Origin of the sequence: Pedobacter sp. (assembly GCF_035566355.1) — a bacterium.
In the GTDB taxonomy this organism is placed as follows: domain Bacteria; phylum Bacteroidota; class Bacteroidia; order Sphingobacteriales; family Sphingobacteriaceae; genus Pedobacter.
Genome location: NZ_DATMRL010000532.1, coordinates 1 through 18220 on the forward strand (window position 1 = coordinate 1; position 18220 = coordinate 18220).

Annotated in this window: 15 protein-coding genes and 1 pseudogene; 11 read left to right on the forward strand and 5 right to left on the reverse strand. The window is 42.4% G+C overall.

Translation table 11 applies throughout. The features are described 5' to 3' along the window. Positions 1-620 (reverse strand): pantoate--beta-alanine ligase (gene panC, locus VNZ46_RS20715; RefSeq protein ID WP_325562190.1); only part of this gene is annotated, 620 nt, incomplete at its 3' end. A gap of 146 nt (positions 621-766) precedes the next feature. Between panC and VNZ46_RS20720 the strand changes: the two genes are divergently transcribed. Continuing rightward, on the forward strand, positions 767-1597 hold the full coding sequence (locus tag VNZ46_RS20720; protein ID WP_199077034.1) for a glycogen/starch synthase: 831 nt from the start codon (positions 767-769) through the stop codon (positions 1595-1597). A 22-nt stretch (positions 1598-1619) separates the two neighbouring features. Continuing rightward, positions 1620-3023, forward strand: coding sequence for a DUF4270 domain-containing protein (locus VNZ46_RS20725; RefSeq protein ID WP_325562167.1), 1404 nt, complete (start codon positions 1620-1622; stop codon positions 3021-3023). A gap of 69 nt (positions 3024-3092) precedes the next feature. Here VNZ46_RS20725 and VNZ46_RS20730 read toward each other — a convergent pair whose 3' ends face one another. Beyond that, positions 3093-3527 carry a single-stranded DNA-binding protein gene (locus VNZ46_RS20730; protein ID WP_325562169.1) on the reverse strand — a complete coding sequence of 145 codons (435 nt, stop codon included), beginning with the start codon at positions 3525-3527 and terminating at the stop codon, positions 3093-3095. Between the two features lie 9 nt (positions 3528-3536). Next, a complete protein-coding gene (gene mutY / locus VNZ46_RS20735) occupies positions 3537-4586 on the reverse strand; it encodes an A/G-specific adenine glycosylase (RefSeq protein WP_325562171.1) in 1050 nt (349 codons plus the stop codon). A 312-nt stretch (positions 4587-4898) separates the two neighbouring features. On the opposite strand from mutY, the gene VNZ46_RS20740 reads away from it, so the two are divergent. The 4 genes from VNZ46_RS20740 to radA all read left to right on the forward strand — a co-directional run bounded on the left by VNZ46_RS20740 (position 4899) and on the right by radA (position 9402). Then, positions 4899-5201 carry an HU family DNA-binding protein gene (locus VNZ46_RS20740; RefSeq protein WP_108552488.1) on the forward strand — a complete coding sequence of 101 codons (303 nt, stop codon included), beginning with the start codon at positions 4899-4901 and terminating at the stop codon, positions 5199-5201. Positions 5202-5205: 4 nt separating this feature from the next. Further along, a complete protein-coding gene (locus VNZ46_RS20745) occupies positions 5206-6069 on the forward strand; it encodes a tetratricopeptide repeat protein (RefSeq protein WP_325562174.1) in 864 nt (287 codons plus the stop codon). 262 nt (positions 6070-6331) lie between these two features. Beyond that, positions 6332-7882, forward strand: coding sequence for an Rne/Rng family ribonuclease (locus VNZ46_RS20750; RefSeq protein ID WP_199077040.1), 1551 nt, complete (start codon positions 6332-6334; stop codon positions 7880-7882). 143 nt (positions 7883-8025) lie between these two features. Beyond that, entirely contained in the window at positions 8026-9402 is a 1377-nt protein-coding gene (gene radA / locus VNZ46_RS20755; protein ID WP_325562177.1) for a DNA repair protein RadA, read from the forward strand. A 321-nt stretch (positions 9403-9723) separates the two neighbouring features. Here radA and carB read toward each other — a convergent pair whose 3' ends face one another. Next, on the reverse strand, positions 9724-12540 hold the full coding sequence (gene carB / locus VNZ46_RS20760) for a carbamoyl-phosphate synthase large subunit (protein WP_325562179.1): 2817 nt from the start codon (positions 12538-12540) through the stop codon (positions 9724-9726). 147 nt (positions 12541-12687) lie between these two features. Beyond that, positions 12688-13008, reverse strand: a complete 321-nt coding sequence (locus VNZ46_RS20765; RefSeq protein WP_325562181.1) for a carboxypeptidase regulatory-like domain-containing protein — start codon at positions 13006-13008, stop codon at positions 12688-12690. A 305-nt stretch (positions 13009-13313) separates the two neighbouring features. On the opposite strand from VNZ46_RS20765, the gene pnuC reads away from it, so the two are divergent. The 5 genes and pseudogenes from pnuC to VNZ46_RS20790 form a co-directional block, all read left to right on the forward strand. Next, positions 13314-13931 carry a nicotinamide riboside transporter PnuC gene (gene pnuC, locus VNZ46_RS20770; protein ID WP_325562183.1) on the forward strand — a complete coding sequence of 206 codons (618 nt, stop codon included), beginning with the start codon at positions 13314-13316 and terminating at the stop codon, positions 13929-13931. Next, positions 13915-14442 (forward strand): ATP-binding protein, encoded by a 528-nt coding sequence (locus tag VNZ46_RS20775; protein ID WP_325562185.1) that lies wholly within the window; start codon positions 13915-13917, stop codon positions 14440-14442. Before pnuC ends, VNZ46_RS20775 begins: the two co-directional genes overlap by 17 nt. A gap of 219 nt (positions 14443-14661) precedes the next feature. Further along, positions 14662-17121, forward strand: coding sequence for a TonB-dependent receptor (locus VNZ46_RS20780; RefSeq protein ID WP_325562186.1), 2460 nt, complete (start codon positions 14662-14664; stop codon positions 17119-17121). A gap of 17 nt (positions 17122-17138) precedes the next feature. Further along, positions 17139-17771 (forward strand): thiamine phosphate synthase, encoded by a 633-nt coding sequence (locus VNZ46_RS20785; protein ID WP_325562188.1) that lies wholly within the window; start codon positions 17139-17141, stop codon positions 17769-17771. A gap of 69 nt (positions 17772-17840) precedes the next feature. Next, positions 17841-18220, forward strand: a pseudogene (locus VNZ46_RS20790) (MFS transporter); the annotation flags it as partial.

Here is an 18220-nt window from a genome sequence, read left to right on the forward strand (position 1 = left end):
TAAAGGGCTTTGCTTAAAACCAATGCATGCTGCCTGTCTTCTGCTGAAAGATGGATGTTCCTGGAACTCATGGCCAGTCCATCCTCTTCCCGGATAATAGGGCAAGTGATGATCTGTACCGGAAGCTTAAAATAACGCACCATATTTTCGATCATCAGCACCTGCTGAAAATCTTTCTGCCCAAAAAAAGCGAGATCAGGGTTTACCGCATCAAACAACTTCTTTACAATTTGGGTAACTCCCTGGTAATGTCCCTTTCTGAATTCTCCCTCCAGCAAAAATTCTGCATTTCCAAGATCAATATGCCAGTTTTCCTTAACGGGATACATTTCTTTAACAGAGGGCATGAACACAACATTACATCCTGCGTCTTCCAGCATCTTGATGTCATGCTCCAGCGGCCGCGGGTATTTTTCCAGATCTTTTGGATCTGTAAACTGGGTCGGGTTTACAAAAATGCTGCAAACCACAATGTCGGCCTGCTGCTTAGCCAGATCAATAAGGGAAACATGCCCCCTATGAAGGGCGCCCATGGTCGGAACCAGGGCTATTCTTTTCTGAGCAGTCTTTAGCGGCTCGAGCAGCGTTTTTAACGCCGCAATGGTATTTATGAGTTTCAAACCTATCTTTAGAGTTTCAGGTGCCAAAGTTGGTTATTTATCTATTCTTAACAAAACATCTTGCGTAACAACTTGATAAATATTATTATTTTGATTACCTTTGCCCCTTGATTATCTTTTCTTTAACATAAATTTCATTCACGAATATGGAGATGGCAAAAACGAAGCTACTGATTGTTACACACGAGATGTCGCCTTTCCTCGAACTCACTAAAATTTCAGAAATCACCCGTCAATTACCTCAGGCAATGCAGGAAAAAGGATTTGAGATCCGGATTCTGATGCCAAGGTTTGGGAACATTAATGAAAGAAGAAACAGATTACATGAGGTGATTCGTTTATCAGGTATGAACATCATTATTGACGATAATGACAATCCTCTGATTATTAAGGTTGCCTCTATCCCTGCTGCGCGCATGCAGGTGTATTTCCTTGATAATGAAGATTATTTTCAGCGAAAATATGTTTTCAGGGACAAAGAGAACAAATTTTATGCGGACAATGATGAAAGAACAATCTTCTTTTGCAAAGGCGCACTGGAAACCGTAAAGAAATTAGGCTGGGCACCGGATATCGTACATTGCCACGGCTGGATGACTGCTTTGGTACCGGCATATATTAAAACGACTTACAAAAACGACCCTACATTCAAAAATGCTAAAGTCGTGTATTCTATATATGAAAACTGTTTCAAGGAAACATTAAACACAGACCTTTACAAAAAGGCCGTGATGAATTCAATGACTGAGGAAGACACCAAGGTTTTTGAAAAAGCAGATTGTAATGCCCTGCACAAAGGCGCTGTTTCTTATTCAGATGCAGTTGTACTGGCCGATGAAAATCTTGAAGCAGATGTGTTAAAATTTGTTAAAGATTCTAATAAACCAACTTTAGCTTATAATTTAACCGAAAATTTCGACAATTTCTATTCACTTTATGAGGAGATTTCGAATGAAGAAATGGTTTCAATAGCATAAACACGGTATTATCAATTTAAATATGAAATTTTCAAAACTAGACTTATTGACCCTGTTGATAAGTCTTTTTATTTTTAGCTCCTGTAATAAGTCCAACACTTTGGGCCTGGACCTTGATCCAAACAATGCAATACAGGGCAACCTTGTAGATACTTTAACCATTTCCACCAGGACCGTTACCGATGATCCGCTGACCACCTATCTGGGTACCAGCGGAAGCAATCCTACACGTTATCCTCTGGGTTTTCTGAAGGATCCTGATTTTGGAACTTCACAGGCCAGCCTGGCACTGAGTGTAAGTACTCCGGGAAATACCGCCTATACTTTCGGAACAAATCCGGTTATAGATTCGGCAGTTCTGGTATTGCCTTATTCTACCCAGTTCTACGGAGATACCACAAGTTCCGTGTATACCGTAAATGTACATCAGCTGAAAAGCAATATGGACAATGAGACCTCATTTGTGAGCAACAGGGAGTGGAAATACGATCCTGCTGTTTACGGAACCTATTCTGCAAAAATAAAACCAACTACGCCGTTTAAAATCACCAGTATTGTATCCGGAGCCGCAGATACTTTAAAATCTGTTGTGCCTCAAATGAGGATCAAACTGAGCAATTCATTTATTCAGCAAAATATTGCCAATCTGAGCACAGCCCAATTGTTAAACAGACCAAGTTTTACGGATGTTTTCAAAGGACTCTACTTAACCGCTTCCACCACTGGAACAGGTGGGATGATGTTCATGAACTTTGCCTCCAACTCCAAACTTGAAGTCTACTACAAAAGGCAGAACGCTACAACAACGACAGCAATTGATACCGTATATGCGGAATTTGCTGTTGGTACAACATCAGGACCTGTTGCAGCTAAAGTTGACCATACCTGGAGTACAGGTGTACAGGCACAGCTTGATGCGCCAAAACAGCAATTCGCAACGACTTACCTGCAACCGCTTGCAGGCTTACGGACAAAGGTCAGCTTTCCATCACTTAAAAATCTGTTGAAGACCATTGGCGGAAGGATCGTGATCAACAAAGCAGAATTACTTGTTGATGTAAGTAATGGTACGGACGCTGTTTTTCCAGCACTCCAAAACCTGACGCTGTACAGGTTAGACATTGCCGGACAGAGAAGCTACCTTCCAGACAATACCGCTGGTTTAAGTTCAGGAGTTGACCCGAGAGCCGCTGCTCAGTTTTTTAGCTACGATACCACCAAAAAACAGTATAAATTTATTCTTACTGCCTATCTGCAGGATATTTTGGACGGAAAAACAATGGACTACGGAACCTATATTGCACCAACTGCACCAGAATATAGCATTGGTTCTTCTGTAAGTATTGCCAACAGATCCATTATTGGTTCATTTCAAAACACAACCAACAGGGTGAAGTTGAATATTTACTATACCAAGATCAATTAATAGTATAAGATATCATAAAAAAAGCCCTGCTTGTGGATCAAGCAGGGCTTTTTTTATGATATCTTATACTTAGAAAGGCAGATCACCGGAAACACCATCTACGTCCAGGAAATCATCCTCATGCTTCGGTGCCGAAATATTCTGACTTGGGCTCACCGGAGCCACTTCAAAATCACTCTTTCTTCCTAATATGGTAAAGTTTTCTGCCACTACTTCAGTAACATACTTCTTGATCTTTTCCCGGTCTTCAAAGGAACGGGTACGAAGTTTACCTTCAATATAGACCAATTTCCCTTTTTGTAAATATTTCGAAGCCACTTCCGCTAAGCCCCTCCACAAAACAATATTATGCCATTCAGTCTGCTCAACTCGTTTGCCGTCTTTATTATAGGTTTCTGAGGTAGCCAGCGGAAAGCTTGCAACAGTTACACCTCCTTCTAAATGCCGGACTTCAGGGTCTTTACCTAAATGTCCAACTAAAATTACTTTATTGATACCTGACATGTGCTTATATTATTTGGTTAAATGGGCATTTATAAAACTGCTGATTACTTTAGGCTGGGGCAAATCGTCCAATTCCGCTCTTCCCACCCACTTTATATCTGTATTACCTTTAAAGTTAATGATATAATTATCTAAAGCAAAAAATTGAACATATATAATTTGGTGTGTTAAGACGTGCTTCATTTGCATGACTGGATGTATAATTACATCCTTTCCGTATTCCTCACGAATACGTTCATAAAGCTCCAGATTAAATATACCAGCTTCTTCTTCTGTCTCTATCAGCGGGAAATCATATAAGTGCTGCCATATATCCCCCGGATTTCTTCTTCTGACCAGGATATCCGCTCCATTTTGCAGGATCATATAATTAAAATAGCGGTTACGCTTCACCAGCTTTTTCAGTTTTACAGGAAGTGACCCTACCTCTTTTTGCCGAAAGGCATAACAATCCATCTGCAATGGACAAACCGAACAATCCGGCGATTTGGGTTTACACTGCAGGGCACCGAATTCCATAATGGCCTGATTGTACACCATAGGATCCTGACCATCCATCATGGACTGAGCTAGTTCAGAAAATTGTTTTTTCCCCTCGGTACTGTTAATTGGAGTGCTGATCCCGAAATACCGGGCCAGTACTCTGAAAACATTACCATCCAGCACAGCCTTTGCTTCTCCGGAAGAAAAGGAAGAAATGGCAGCCGCTGTGTACTCGCCAATCCCCTTCAGCCGGATCAGCTCATCGTAACTGACCGGAAAAACACCATTGTACAATTCCTCAATTTGCTGCGCTGTGTGCAACATATTTCTTCCGCGGGAGTAATAACCCAGCCCCTGCCATAATTTAAGCACCTGGGTTTCCGTAGCCCCGGCAAAATGGCTTACTGTTGGGTACTCCTGAAGGAACCTGTTAAAGTAGGGCAATCCTTGTTCTACTCTTGTCTGTTGCAAGATGATCTCAGACAGCCAGATCACATAAGCATCCCTGGTATTTCGCCAGGGGAGATCCCTTTTATGAATATGATACCAGTCGGTTATTTCTTTTTGAAAGTGCATAAGAGTCAAAAATACATTGTCTCCCTGGTCTTTTTATGAGAATATTCTAGTTTTAGTACTTTTATTTCATCGGTTTAACGCCGGTTTGCCTGCTTGAAGATCTTTTTTTATCCTGCCCGAAGCCGGGCAAAACTTTATTCAGGACTGCATTTAAACGATAATCTTCCAGCGTTTTTACAAAACTTGCAATTCTCTGATCAAACAAGAAGCAAATAAATTATCTTTTATTTTCCTATCTCATTAAAAAGCAATACTTTTGCAACCCCAAAACACTTATAATATTTAACACACAATAATTTAATAATAGAAAATATGACTAAGGCAGATATTATTTCAGAGATATCAACAAAGACAGGAATTGAAAAGGTAGATGTGCAAGAAACCGTAGAAGCATTTTTCAAAGTGATCAAAAACAGCATGATTGGCGGAGAGAATGTATATGTAAGAGGTTTTGGAAGTTTTGTTGTAAAAAAGAGAGCACAAAAAACTGCAAGAAACATATCTAAAAATACGGCAATCATCATTCCTGAGCATTTTGTACCTAGCTTTAAACCAGCAAAAGTGTTTGTGGACAAAGTGAAGAACAACTCTAAAAAAATCAGCGTAGAGGCCTAATCGTATGACAAGCAATATCCGCACTAAACAATTATTAATCGTTGGGGCAGTTGCCCTGCTGGTTGCTTTTTTGTTTACACGGGATATTAAAGGTCTGGTTAAGCCAAAACAGGAGACCTCAGGGACTCCGGCTGCCGGTCAGCTGACCGCTAATACAGCTGCTCAAAAAATTAATTTACAGGAAGTATCTGCAGCAGGTAAGAATGTAATTAATGCCAGTTTAGCTGCAGAGATCACCACACTGGAGAATACTTACAAGAGTACCTCCGGTGCGGACCAGATCAAAGCCGCACAACTCCTTGCCCAGAAATGGGATGATGTTGAACAAACTGTTCCAAGTGCACTGTATCTGGAGATTGTGGCCAGTAAAGAAAAAAACCTGAACAATTGGCTCAATGCAGGCGGAAGGCTGATGAAAGCTTTTGATACCACACAGGACAGCGTTATGCAACCTGCGTTGTTACAAAAGGCAAATACAGCTTATACCAATGCAATGGCCATTGATTCTAACAGCGCTGAAGCAAAAACAGGATTAGGAATTACCATCGTTAACGGAATGGGCATGCCTATGAAGGGAATAGCCATGCTGCTGGATGTGGTTAAAAAAGATCCAAAAAATTTAAAAGCGCAAATGAGCTTAGGTACATTTGCTATCAAATCCGGTCAGTTTGACAAAGCTATTGTTCGCTTTAATGATATTATAGCTCAGAAACCCTCTCCGGATGCTTATTTCTACCTGGCTACGGCCTATGAGAATTTAGGCAAAAACAAAGAAGCCGTTGAGGCCTATTTGAAGAGTAAAAAACTAGCAGCAAACCCAACTTTATCTAAATTCATTGACAAAAGAGTGGCTGAGCTTAGTAAATAAGAATTAATAAACAGATTTATAAAAATATTAAAATTTCAACATTATGCCGAGTGGTAAAAAAAGAAAAAGACATAAAATGGCGACGCACAAACGTAAAAAACGTTTAAGAAAAAACAGACATAAGAAAAAATAGTTTTTCTTAATGTAACTGTAAACAAGGAAATATACGTTGAACATTCGGCGTATATTTCCTTGTTTATGGTGTTTTTTATTTGAGTCCATGTGTTAATAAGGTACTATTGTGCCTTAAAATCTATAGCTTTTGGTAAAAGAATTAATTATCGATTCATCTCCTACGGGAGTAACCATAGCTTTAATTGAAGACAAACAACTTGTAGAACTTCATAAAGAACACATCAACAACAACTATGCTGTTGGCGACATCTATTTAGGCCGTATAAAGAAAATTATGCCGGGCCTTAATGCTGCGTTCGTTGATGTGGGTTATGAGAAAGATGCGTTCCTGCATTATTTTGATCTGGGTCCGCAAGTACAATCTTTAATAAAGCTTACAAAAATTAAGCGTAATGGCTCTGTTAATGGAACGTTATTAGATAACTTTAAACTGGAGGCCGATATTAATAAGGCCGGAAAGATATCTGAAGTAGTATCCAAAAACATGGTTGTACCTGTTCAAATAGCTAAAGAGCCTATTTCGACCAAAGGTCCACGCTTAAGTTCTGACCTCTCTATAGCGGGTCGCTATATCGTATTGGTCCCCTTTTCCAATGTTATTTCCATTTCCAAAAAGATCAAGAGTAATACAGAACGTAATCGTCTGAAGAAGATTATTGAAAGTATTAAGCCGAAAAACTTTGGGGTGATCATCAGAACTGTTTCTGAAGGAAAAGGTGTTGCAGAACTACAAAAAGATCTCCTGGATTCTGTAGCCAAATGGGAGAGCTTCATTAAGAAGTTACCCGATGCAGAACCTTCTAAACGTGTTTGGGGAGAAATGGACCGCACGTCTACGCTGATCCGTGATATCCTGAGCACAGACTTCACCAATGTTTATGTAAATGATCACGGTGTGTTTGAGGACATTCGTTCTTACGTTCATGAAATCTCTCCCGAAATGGAGAAGATTGTAAAGCATTATAAGCAGAAGGAACCGATATTTGAACATTTTGGTCTGGACAAACAGATTAAGAATGGTTTTGGGAAAACGGTAAACCTGGCAGGTGGTGCTTACCTGGTGGTAGAACATACAGAAGCCCTTCATGTTATTGATGTGAACAGCGGCAACAGAACTGCCAGTAAGGAAAACCAGGAAGAGAATGCGCTTCAGGTAAACAAAGAGGCCGCAAAAGAAATTGCACGTCAGCTCAGGCTGCGTGATATGGGTGGTATCGTGGTGATCGATTTTATCGATATGCACAAGCCTGCCAACCGTAAGATATTGTTCGATTATTTACGCGAACTCATGCAGCTGGACCGTGCCAAGCACACCATTCTGCCTCCAAGTAAATTTGGACTGGTACAGATCACGCGCCAGCGTGTAAGACCAGAAATGAATATTGTAACGAGTGAGAAATGTCCTACCTGTGATGGTACCGGAGAGATCAAAGCCAGTATCGTTCTGATGGATGATATCGAAAATAACCTGACTTACATTTTGCAGGAGCAGAATGAAAAGAATGTTACCCTTTGTGTTCACCCTTACATTGAGGCCTTCATTAAAAAAGGATTCATCTCCCTGCAGTGGAAATGGTTCTTTAAATTTGGCCAGCGCATAAAAATTAAGGCTGTACCATCGTACAACCTGACAGAGTTTCATTTTCTGTCCTCAAAAGACGAGGAAATAAAATTGTAATCCTGATTGAAAGCATTGAATAAGCCTGATTTCTTTACGATCTCAGGCTTATTTATTTAAGCCCCATCCCTTCTTCCAATTTGCATTTTAATAGCCAATGCTCAACAATTAAAGGTAAATTAGTCCTCTAAAATTTATTAAAATTGGCCAAAACAAAATCAGCATATTTTTGCCAGAACTGCGGATACGAATCTGCAAAATGGCTGGGTAAATGCCCTTCCTGTAGTCAATGGAATACCTTTGTAGAGGAGGTGGTGGAAAAAAGTGCCCCCAATGTTCCTGCCTGGAAAACCTCTTCAGGAAGTCAGCGTTCCAATAAGCCCAGCAAGGTAGAAAACATAGAATCTTCCACAGAAAAAAGAATCTTAACAGGAGACCAGGAACTGGACCGCGTGCTTGGTGGCGGACTGGTTACCGGATCTGTAACCCTGATTGGAGGAGAGCCCGGCATTGGTAAATCCACGCTCATGCTGCAGCTGGCTTTAAACATCCAGAACAAACGCATTTTATACATCTCGGGAGAAGAAAGCGAGCAACAGATTAAAATGCGTGCAGAGCGCATTACTTTAACGCCTAAAGCAGATTGCTATATCCTCACAGAAACTTCGACCCAGAATATCTTTAAACAGATAGAGCAATTAGAGCCCCATATTGTGATTGTGGATTCTATACAAACACTCCACTCCGCCCATATAGAATCTACTCCCGGAAGTGTATCGCAGGTGAGGGAATGTACCGCAGAGCTTCTTCGTTTTGCCAAGGAAACCGACACCCCGGTTTTCCTCATCGGACACATTACTAAAGACGGCGCTATCGCGGGGCCAAAGATCCTGGAACATATGGTGGATACGGTTTTACAGTTTGAAGGCGACAGGCATCATATTTACAGGATACTGCGTTCCATCAAGAACAGGTTCGGAGCCGCGGCGGAAATGGGCATTTATGCAATGAACAGCAGTGGTTTGCGGGAAGTGACCAATCCCTCCGAAATTTTATTGTCACAACGGGATGAAGAATTAAGCGGCATAGCCATTTCAGCCACTTTAGAGGGCGCCAGACCGATGCTGATCGAAACGCAGGCCTTGGTGAGTGTTGCTGCTTATGGAACGCCTCAGCGCTCTGCAACAGGCTTTGACACCAGAAGAATGAACATGCTATTGGCTGTGCTGGAGAAAAGATGCGGATTCCGCCTCAGCACACGCGATGTTTTCTTAAATCTTGCGGGCGGGATTAAAGTTGAAGATCCGGCCATAGATCTGGCCATACTGGCTGCCATCATTTCTTCCCATGAGGATATTTCCATTTCTTCCAAAACCTGTTTTGCCGCAGAAGTTGGGCTCTCCGGAGAGATCAGAGCGGTGAACAGAATCGAACAACGCATTTCAGAAGCGGACAAACTGGGTTTTGACCGGATCTTTGTTTCTAAATATAACCTGAAAGGTCTTTCGCAGGAAAAGTATAAAATAGAGATCATAGGCGTGGGTAAAATAGAAGACGTTTTTTCCGCACTCTTTGGGTAGCCGGAAAAACTGTGGCGCTGAAATTTTACTTTAAAATTCCCCGATTGGGGAATAAGCTACCCGGCGAAAAATATATATATAGATGACCATTTTGATTCAAAACACCCTCAAAAGCGGTACAGAGGGTAAAATGATCGACACACGGATTCTGGTACAGCCTTTGCCTTAGATAAAACAGTTCTGATCCAGTAATGGGTTTTAACGTAACAATAGGGATGATTATCCTCGTTATCGTAAGATAGCGAGGATTTTTTATTTAAGGCCCCGGAAATCCAAAGCATAAAAAAAGTCCCTTTCGGGACTTTATATGAGGAATTGTTCTTACTTACTCAGGTACATTGACTTGTCTTTGTACAGCTTTCTGAAATAGGGATCTTCAAGATCTTTGATAAAGCGGATAGACTCACCTGTTGATTTCATTTCCGGTCCCAGTTCTTTTGGAACTTCAGGGAATTTATCATAAGAGAATACAGGCTCCTTTATCGCGTAACCTTGCAGTTTACGCTCTATATTAAAGTCTTTAAGTTTATTTACACCCAGCATGATCTTAGCTGCGATGTTAATGTATGGTACATCATAAGCTTTCGCAATAAAAGGTACCGTACGTGAAGCTCTTGGATTGGCTTCAATCACATATACTTTATCATCCTTTACCGCGAACTGGATATTCAGCAAACCAATCACATTTAAAGCTCTTGCAATCTTTTTGGAATAGGTTTCCATATCCGCGATCACCTGAGCAGACAAACTGAACGGTGGTAGTACCGCACTGGAATCACCAGAGTGAATCCCTGCTGGCTCAATATGCTCCATTAAACCAACGATATGTACATCCTCTCCATCACAGATAGAATCGGATTCAGTTTCTTCTGCCCTGTCCAGGAAGTGATCGATCAGTACCCTGTTGCCAGGCAGATCACCTAACAGTTTAACCACTGCTTTTTCCAGGTCTTCATCATTGATCACAATGCTCATGCCCTGACCGCCCAGTACATAACTTGGACGAACAAGAACAGGATAACCTACCTCATTAGCCACCACAATCGCTTCTTCCGCATTTTCCGCTACCCCATATTTAGGATAAGGAATCTCCAGCTCTTTTAAAAGATCTGAGAAACGTCCGCGATCTTCTGCAACATCCATGTCATTATAAGAAGTTCCGATGATCTTAATGCCTTTTTCATGCAGTTTTTCTGCCATTTTAAGGGCTGTCTGACCACCAAGCTGTACAATCACACCTTCTGGTTTCTCCAGTTCAATAATCTCACGTACATGTTCCCAGAATACCGGTTCAAAGTACAGCTTATTCGCCATGTTGAAATCTGTAGAAACCGTTTCAGGATTACAGTTTACCATGATCGCTTCAAAACCAGTTTCTTTGGCTGCAAGCAGTCCGTGTACACAAGAGTAATCGAATTCAATACCCTGACCGATACGGTTCGGGCCTGATCCGAGAACAATGATCTTTTTCTTGTCGGAAGAGACCGATTCGTTCTCTTCTTCAAAGGTGGAGTAATAATATGGCGTCTGTGCCGCAAACTCAGCAGCGCAGGTATCTACCATTTTATAAACCCTTCTAATGCCCAGCGATGTTCTGCGGTCATACACTTCATCTTCCGTTACATTGCCCAGCAAATAGGCAATCTGAATATCGGAGAAACCTTTTTGTTTCAGGCTGAAGAAAAAGTCTTTTGGTATATTATTCAGAGAATATCTTTTCAGTTCTGTTTCCAGATGTACCAGATCCTGAATCTGCGCAAGGAACCATTTATCAATACGGGTTACTTTACGGATAGATTCCAAAGGCACACCCATACTCATCGCATCCTTAATCAGGAACAATCTGTTCCAGCTTGGATGCTCCAGACCGTACATGATCTCCTCAATACTGCGGTTGTGTCTACCGTCTGCACCCAGTCCTGCCCTGCCAATTTCTAAACTCTGACAAGCTTTTTGCAAGGCTTCGATAAAACTGCGGCCGATGCCCATCACCTCTCCTACAGATTTCATCTGCAATCCAAGCTCCATATTGGCACCCTTGAATTTATCAAAGTTCCAGCGTGGTATCTTTACGATCACATAATCCAGCGTAGGTTCAAAATATGCTGAGGTCGTTTTAGTGATCTGGTTCTCAATCTCGTCCAGGTTATAACCTATAGCGAGTTTAGAAGCTATCTTTGCAATCGGATAACCTGTTGCTTTACTGGCCAGTGCAGATGAACGGGATACCCTTGGGTTAATCTCGATTGCGATGATTTCGTCGTTGTCCGGATTTACAGAAAACTGAACGTTACATCCGCCTGCAAAATTACCGATGGCGCGCATCATTTTGATCGCCTGGTTACGCATGTCCTGGTAACAACGGTCGGACAGTGTCATTGCTGGTGCCACAGTAATGGAATCTCCTGTATGGATACCCATTGGGTCAAAGTTTTCGATAGAACAGATAATGATCACATTGTCATTACTGTCTCTCAATAACTCCAGCTCATATTCTTTCCAGCCCAGAACGGCCTGCTCTACCAATACCTCATGGGTTGGTGAAGCTTCCAGTCCGCGCTTTAAAGCAGCGTCAAATTCTTCTTTTTTGTGTACAAATCCGCCGCCTGATCCACCTAAAGTGTAGGAAGGACGAATTACCAGAGGATAGCCGATCTCCTGAGCAGCTTCTTTACCTTCCAGGAAGGAGTTGGCGATCCGGGAATTGGCTACACCAACACCTATATCCACCATAAGCTGTCTGAAGGCTTCTCTGTTTTCTGTTTTCTCTATAGCGGCCACATCAACCCCTATAACTTTAACACCGTGTTTTTCCCAAACACCGCGTTCTTCAGCTTCTTTACAAAGGTTCAGTGCAGTTTGCCCCCCCATGGTTGGCAATACAGCATCAATCTTTTGTTCTATCAGAATCTCTTCTATAGAATCTACTGTTAACGGACGCAGGTAAACATGGTCTGCAATAACCTTATCGGTCATAATCGTAGCCGGATTGGAGTTTATAATAGAAACTTCAATTCCTTCTTCTTTTAATGAAAGGGCTGCTTGGGATCCTGAATAATCAAATTCACAGGCTTGGCCAATAATAATTGGTCCGGATCCGATAATCAATACTGAACGTATGGAGGTGTCTCTTGGCATATTGGCTTTAAAATTTTGCGCTCGAGATTTTCTATGCTACAAGAAAGATCCCGACTGTTCTGTCGGGATGCAAAGATACACTTTTAGGTACTATAACGTATAGGTTTTTTCAAAAAAAGCTATGAGGTAAAACAGGCCCCCTGCAGGCTAATATTTCAACAGCTGAATCTGCCCTACATCAGTTATAGCGCTGTCTATCACCGGGACCTCAGCAATCATGAAATCTTTATAGGGCATCTGCGTTTTGACCAGCAGCTTATACGTACCGGCCTTTATATTGTCAACCTTAAAATTTCCGGCCTGAGGCTGGATCTTTAAGGTATCTGTTCCCAGAATAAGAAGCACCTGCTGTATCCCTTCTGCCGGGCTGATCTTTCCCTGTACACCACTTTTTCTGATCAGTGTAAAAGAAAACAACAGGCTAAGCAGGATCAAAGCTACAGGTGTTACAAATTTAATAGACTTCATGGTGCAAGTATTTAAGCTAAAGATGAACATTACACTCCATATAGCAAATAAAAACAAAAATTGTTTTAGTCCGGGAACAAGTAGTCATCAAAGCGTCACGAAATAACCCGGCAGTAAAATCCGGGTACTAGACCGGAAGAATTGCCGTTTTCCCTATAGTTGTTTGTGAAAACAGCGCAAAAACATCCTCAGCAATATATTGCAAAGAGGGTATTCTTCATAAATAGTTTGTTTGGTTTATTATCCGGCCGGGAAGGATTCCCTGCCGGATTTTTTTTACGCTCCGGGTTAGCTACATTTGGCCCATGCTTCTTTTAGACATTCCCTTTCTTCAATCTCTGATCAGTCAGTTTCAGCAAACCAGCCTGCTGGAATGGGTAGGGACCATCAGCGGATTTATCTGTATTTACCTTGCTGCAAAAGAGAACATCTGGAACTGGCCCGTTTCCATCGTCAGCGTACTGGCCTACAGTATTGTTTTTTATGAAAGCAAACTCTACGGTGATACGGTATTACAATTTTATTTTCTTTCCACTGCTTTTTATGGCTGGTATTACTGGCTTAAGAAGAAAACCGCCAGGGAGAAGCCCATAGAGCGCATCAGTGGAAAACAATGGCTTTACATCCTGGGAGGGATTCTTATCCTGACCGTACTGCTCGGCCTTTTCCTCAGCAAATATACCGATACCGATGTTCCTTACATTGACGGCTTCTGTACGGCCATGAGTTTCGTCGCACAATTACTCATGACCAGAAAAATCCTTCAAAACTGGCTATTGTGGATCGTTGTGGATATCTGCTATGTACCCTTATACATCCATAAACACCTCTCTCTTACAGCAATTCTATATTTTGTATTAATTATCCTGGCCATTATTGGCTATTTAGACTGGAGGAAGACCTACCGTGAGCAAATCAATTAAAAAAATCGCTGTTGTCGGTCCGGAAAGCACCGGAAAATCGACCCTCACCCAGCAACTCGCCAGGCATTATCAAACCGCCTGGGTTGCAGAATATGCCCGCTACTATTGTGCCGCACTTACAGAACCCTGTACGCTTCAGGATGAGATCAATATGTTCCACGGTCAGGTAGCCCTGGAAGAATCTGTTCTGGCTACTGCGGAAAAAGATTTCATTTTTTGTGACACCACTTTTCTTACGGTTAAGATCTGGAGCGATGAAATGATGGGCGAAACTCCACAGATTGTATTGGATGCACTACCACAGCGTCCTTACGACCTGTACCTGCTCATGGACATTGACCTGCCCTGGCAGGAAGACCCCTTGAGAGATTTTCCACACCTCCGCGAGCATTTTATGCAGATCTGGCACAGAGAACTTCAGGCACTGAATGCCAACTATACCGTCATCAGCGGTGTGGAAGACCGCTTCGAAAACGCATTGAAAGCAGTTGATCACTTCCTTTTAAAATAAATTCAATACCTTTGTCTTATCAAAAGGGGGTGCCTTGTTTTGTAAAAAACACAAAAACGGGCTGAGATCATACCCATTACATCTGTAAGCAACCAAAAACGTTGAGATGTATGCACCTGATCCGGATAATGCCGGCGTAGGGATTGGAGTTATGGAGTTTAACTAAAACTGTGGGTACCCCTGCTCACAGCAGGTTTAACTAAAAAGGAATAAAACAAATTGAAAAAATTACTGACCGCAGCTATTGCTGTGCTGCTGTTCCCTGTATTTGCAATGGCACAATTCTCTATTTCAGGAAAAGTATCAGAATCTGGCAAACAGCTCCTTGCAGGTGCAAGTATCCGGCTAAAGGGCCAAAGCCTTGGCGCAACCACCAACCAGAACGGGACTTACCAGATCCAGAACCTGAAACCAGGAAAATATACCCTGATCGTCAGTTTTATTGGTTACAACAGCACAGAACGCAACGTTAACCTGACATCAGATCTCAGCGCAGATTTTACCCTCATCCCATCCGCTTATCTTGCCGATGAAGTGATCGTAAGCGCTACCCGTGCCAATGAAAAATCGGCCACAACGTATAAAAACATCAGCAAGGAATACATTAAAGAAAACAATTTTGGGCAGGACCTTCCATTTATCCTGAACAATACACCCGGCGTAGTGGTCACTTCAGATGCCGGGGCCGGCGTAGGTTATACCGGTATAAGAATCAGGGGCAGTGATGCCACCAGGGTCAACGTTACCCTCAATGGCATTCCTTACAACGACAGTGAGAGTCAGGGCACCTTTTGGGTAAACATGCCCGATTTTGCTTCTTCGGTAGAGAATATCCAGATCCAGCGTGGTGTAGGTACCTCTACCAATGGAGCCGGGGCTTTCGGAGGAAGCCTAAATGTACAGACTTCGGCACCCTCTGCCCAACCTTATGCCGAATTAAACAATACTTATGGCTCCTTCAATACCCTAAAAAATACCGTTAAGGTAGGAACCGGTTTAATCGACAATAAATTCAGTTTCGATGGCCGCTTGTCCCGGATCAGTTCCGATGGTTTTATTGACCGTGCCGCCTCTACCTTAAAATCCTATTTTCTTTCTGGCGCGTATCAGGGCAAAAAGGATTTGCTCCGTTTAAATATTTTCTCCGGATCTGAAAAAACCTATCAGGCCTGGAACGGAATCCCGGAATCCAGACTGAACGGTGATGTGGAAGGCATGAAAGCTTATATTGCCAGGAACTGGCTCAGCGATGCAGATGCCACCAACCTGCTGAACTCAGGTAGCCGGACTTACAATTCCTTTACCTATAAAGACCAGACCGACAACTACTGGCAAAGCCACTATCAATTGCTGTATGCACGGCAGTTTAATGACCAGTTCTCTTTTAACGGTGCCCTGCACTATACCGACGGCAAGGGCTACTATGAAGAATATAAAACAGATCAGAAATTTAAAAACTATGGTTTAGCCGATCTTAATGTTGACGGGAAACCGCAAACCACCACCGACCTGATCCGCAGGAGATGGCTGGACAATAATTTCTACGGGCTTACATATAATTTCAATTATCGCCCGCAATCCAATTTAAACTTTACCCTTGGCGGAGCTTATAACAAATACGACGGAAAGCACTTCGGAGAGATCATCTGGGCACAGTACGCTTCCAACGGCAAATATGGCGACCACTATTACGATAACACCGGAAATAAAACAGATTTTAACATTTATGGAAAAGCGGTATACAGTCCGGTAGAAAAATTAAGTTTGTTTGCCGACCTACAGTTCCGGAGGCTGGATTACAAGGTCCTGGGCACGGAAAAGGACCTGAATGCCCTTGACATCAAAGACCAGCTCAACTTCTTTAACCCAAAACTTGGTGCCACCTATTTTATTGATACAAAGAGTAATGTCTATGCGTCCTTCAGTGTAGCCAATAAAGAACCCAACCGGGATGACTATGTAAACGCACCGGCAGATGCCTTTCCAAAGCCGGAACGCCTCTACGATGTGGAAGCAGGTTACCGTATTAAAACCGAACGCTTCAATGCCGGTCTGAATGTATATGGAATGTTCTATAAAGACCAGCTGGTGCTCACCGGCGCGCTGAATGACGTAGGGGAAGCCCTGCGCCAGAATGTAGCCAACAGCTACAGACTGGGTATTGAACTCGACGCGTCCTATATCCTGAGCAAACAATTTGTGCTGAATGCCAATGCAGCATTGAGCAAGAATAAGATCAAAAACTACCTGGATTACCTGTACGAATACAATGATGACGGAGACATTACCAAAACTGTAACCACCAATTATGCCTCTCCCGATATCTCCTTCTCTCCGGCAGCCGTTCTATTTGCGGAACTGGCCTATAAACCTGTTGCTGGTCTGGCTTTTGGGCTCCAAAACAAATATGTCAGCAAACAGTATATGGACAATACACAAAATGAATCCAGGAAACTAAAGGGTTATTTTGTAAGCAACCTCCGTGCTGGCTACGATTTTAAAGCTTTCGGCATTAAAAATATCAACCTTGGCCTGCTGGTGAATAATATTTTTGATAAAAAATATGAGAGCAATGGCTATACCTACAGTTCCATGTACCAGGGAAATACCACTACAGAAAACTTTTATTTTCCACAGGCTGGTACCAACCTGTTACTTTCTCTAAATTTGAAGTTTTAACAACAGAATTCCACAACGTGAAGAAATATATAGAAAAACTACAGTTCATTACCCACGATATTCCTGCTTTAAGCCATATACAACAAGCACAACTGGCCTGCGAAGCTGGCGCCAAATGGATTCAATACAGATGCCTGACCAAAAAGGACGAAGAACTGCTGCAAGATATTGAACAAATTGCCACTATCTGTGACGATTGGGGAGCTACCCTGATTGTCACAGATCATATCCACCTTAAAGGTAAAGCCGATATCCAGGGCTTTCATATCGAAGACATGGAGGCTAATTTCATCGAACTTCGCAAACAATTGGGCGAAGAATATACCATAGGTGGCTCCTCCAACACCATAGAAGGCTTGATCCGTCTGTATAAAGAGGGTGTAGATTATGCTGGCTTTGGTCCTTTCCAGATCACCACCACCAAACCCAACAATGCCGCACTCCTGGGCGTGGAGGGTTATGCCAAAGCGGTTACCGTACTCAACAACCTGGATCTGGAACTCCCTGTCCTGGCAGTTGGCGGTGTAAGCCTGGAGGATGTCGATGCCCTGATGCAGACCGGTATTTTCGGTATTGCTGCTTCAGCCGCCATTAATCAGGCGGAAGATCTGCAGGAAGCCTATAAAGCCTTCTATCATAAAGTCATGTAGCGGAAATTTTATAAACAAATGATAGTTCTTTAATTTCAGGAGAACTACATTTGTTCAAAATATTTCCTCTTGAAAGACTCTGCCATCATCGACAAGCAGGACCCTTACGCGGCCCTGCGCTTCAAAGAATTCCGCTCCTATATGGGCATGCGTTTCTTTTTTACATTTGCCTATCAGATGCAGGCCGTCATCATCGGCTTCCACATCTACCACCTCACCAAAGATCCACTAGCCCTTGGACTGATTGGTCTTTGTGAAGCCATTCCTTCTATTGGAATTGCTTTATACGGCGGATATATAGCCGATAAATCTGAAAAAAGAGCGCTGCTGCTGAAGATCTTTACCGGGGTATTTCTATGCTCTCTGGTCATGACCATTGTTACGCTGCAGCAAATGCACACCTACGTACCTGTCAAATACATTGTTCCAATTATGTACCTCATGGTCTT

Bases quoted from the DNA above. Each gene is read 5' to 3' on its own strand.
- VNZ46_RS20745 (WP_325562174.1), top strand. From the start codon at position 5,206: ATGACAAGCAATATCCGCACTAAACAATTATTAATCGTTGGGGCAGTT.
- VNZ46_RS20765 (WP_325562181.1), bottom strand. From the start codon at position 13,008: ATGAAGTCTATTAAATTTGTAACACCTGTAGCTTTGATCCTGCTTAGC.
- VNZ46_RS20720 (WP_199077034.1), top strand. From the start codon at position 767: ATGGAGATGGCAAAAACGAAGCTACTGATTGTTACACACGAGATGTCG.
- mutY (WP_325562171.1), bottom strand. From the start codon at position 4,586: ATGCACTTTCAAAAAGAAATAACCGACTGGTATCATATTCATAAAAGG.
- pnuC (WP_325562183.1), top strand. From the start codon at position 13,314: ATGCTTCTTTTAGACATTCCCTTTCTTCAATCTCTGATCAGTCAGTTT.
- carB (WP_325562179.1), bottom strand. From the start codon at position 12,540: ATGCCAAGAGACACCTCCATACGTTCAGTATTGATTATCGGATCCGGA.
- VNZ46_RS20730 (WP_325562169.1), bottom strand. From the start codon at position 3,527: ATGTCAGGTATCAATAAAGTAATTTTAGTTGGACATTTAGGTAAAGAC.
- VNZ46_RS20725 (WP_325562167.1), top strand. From the start codon at position 1,620: ATGAAATTTTCAAAACTAGACTTATTGACCCTGTTGATAAGTCTTTTT.
- VNZ46_RS20740 (WP_108552488.1), top strand. From the start codon at position 4,899: ATGACTAAGGCAGATATTATTTCAGAGATATCAACAAAGACAGGAATT.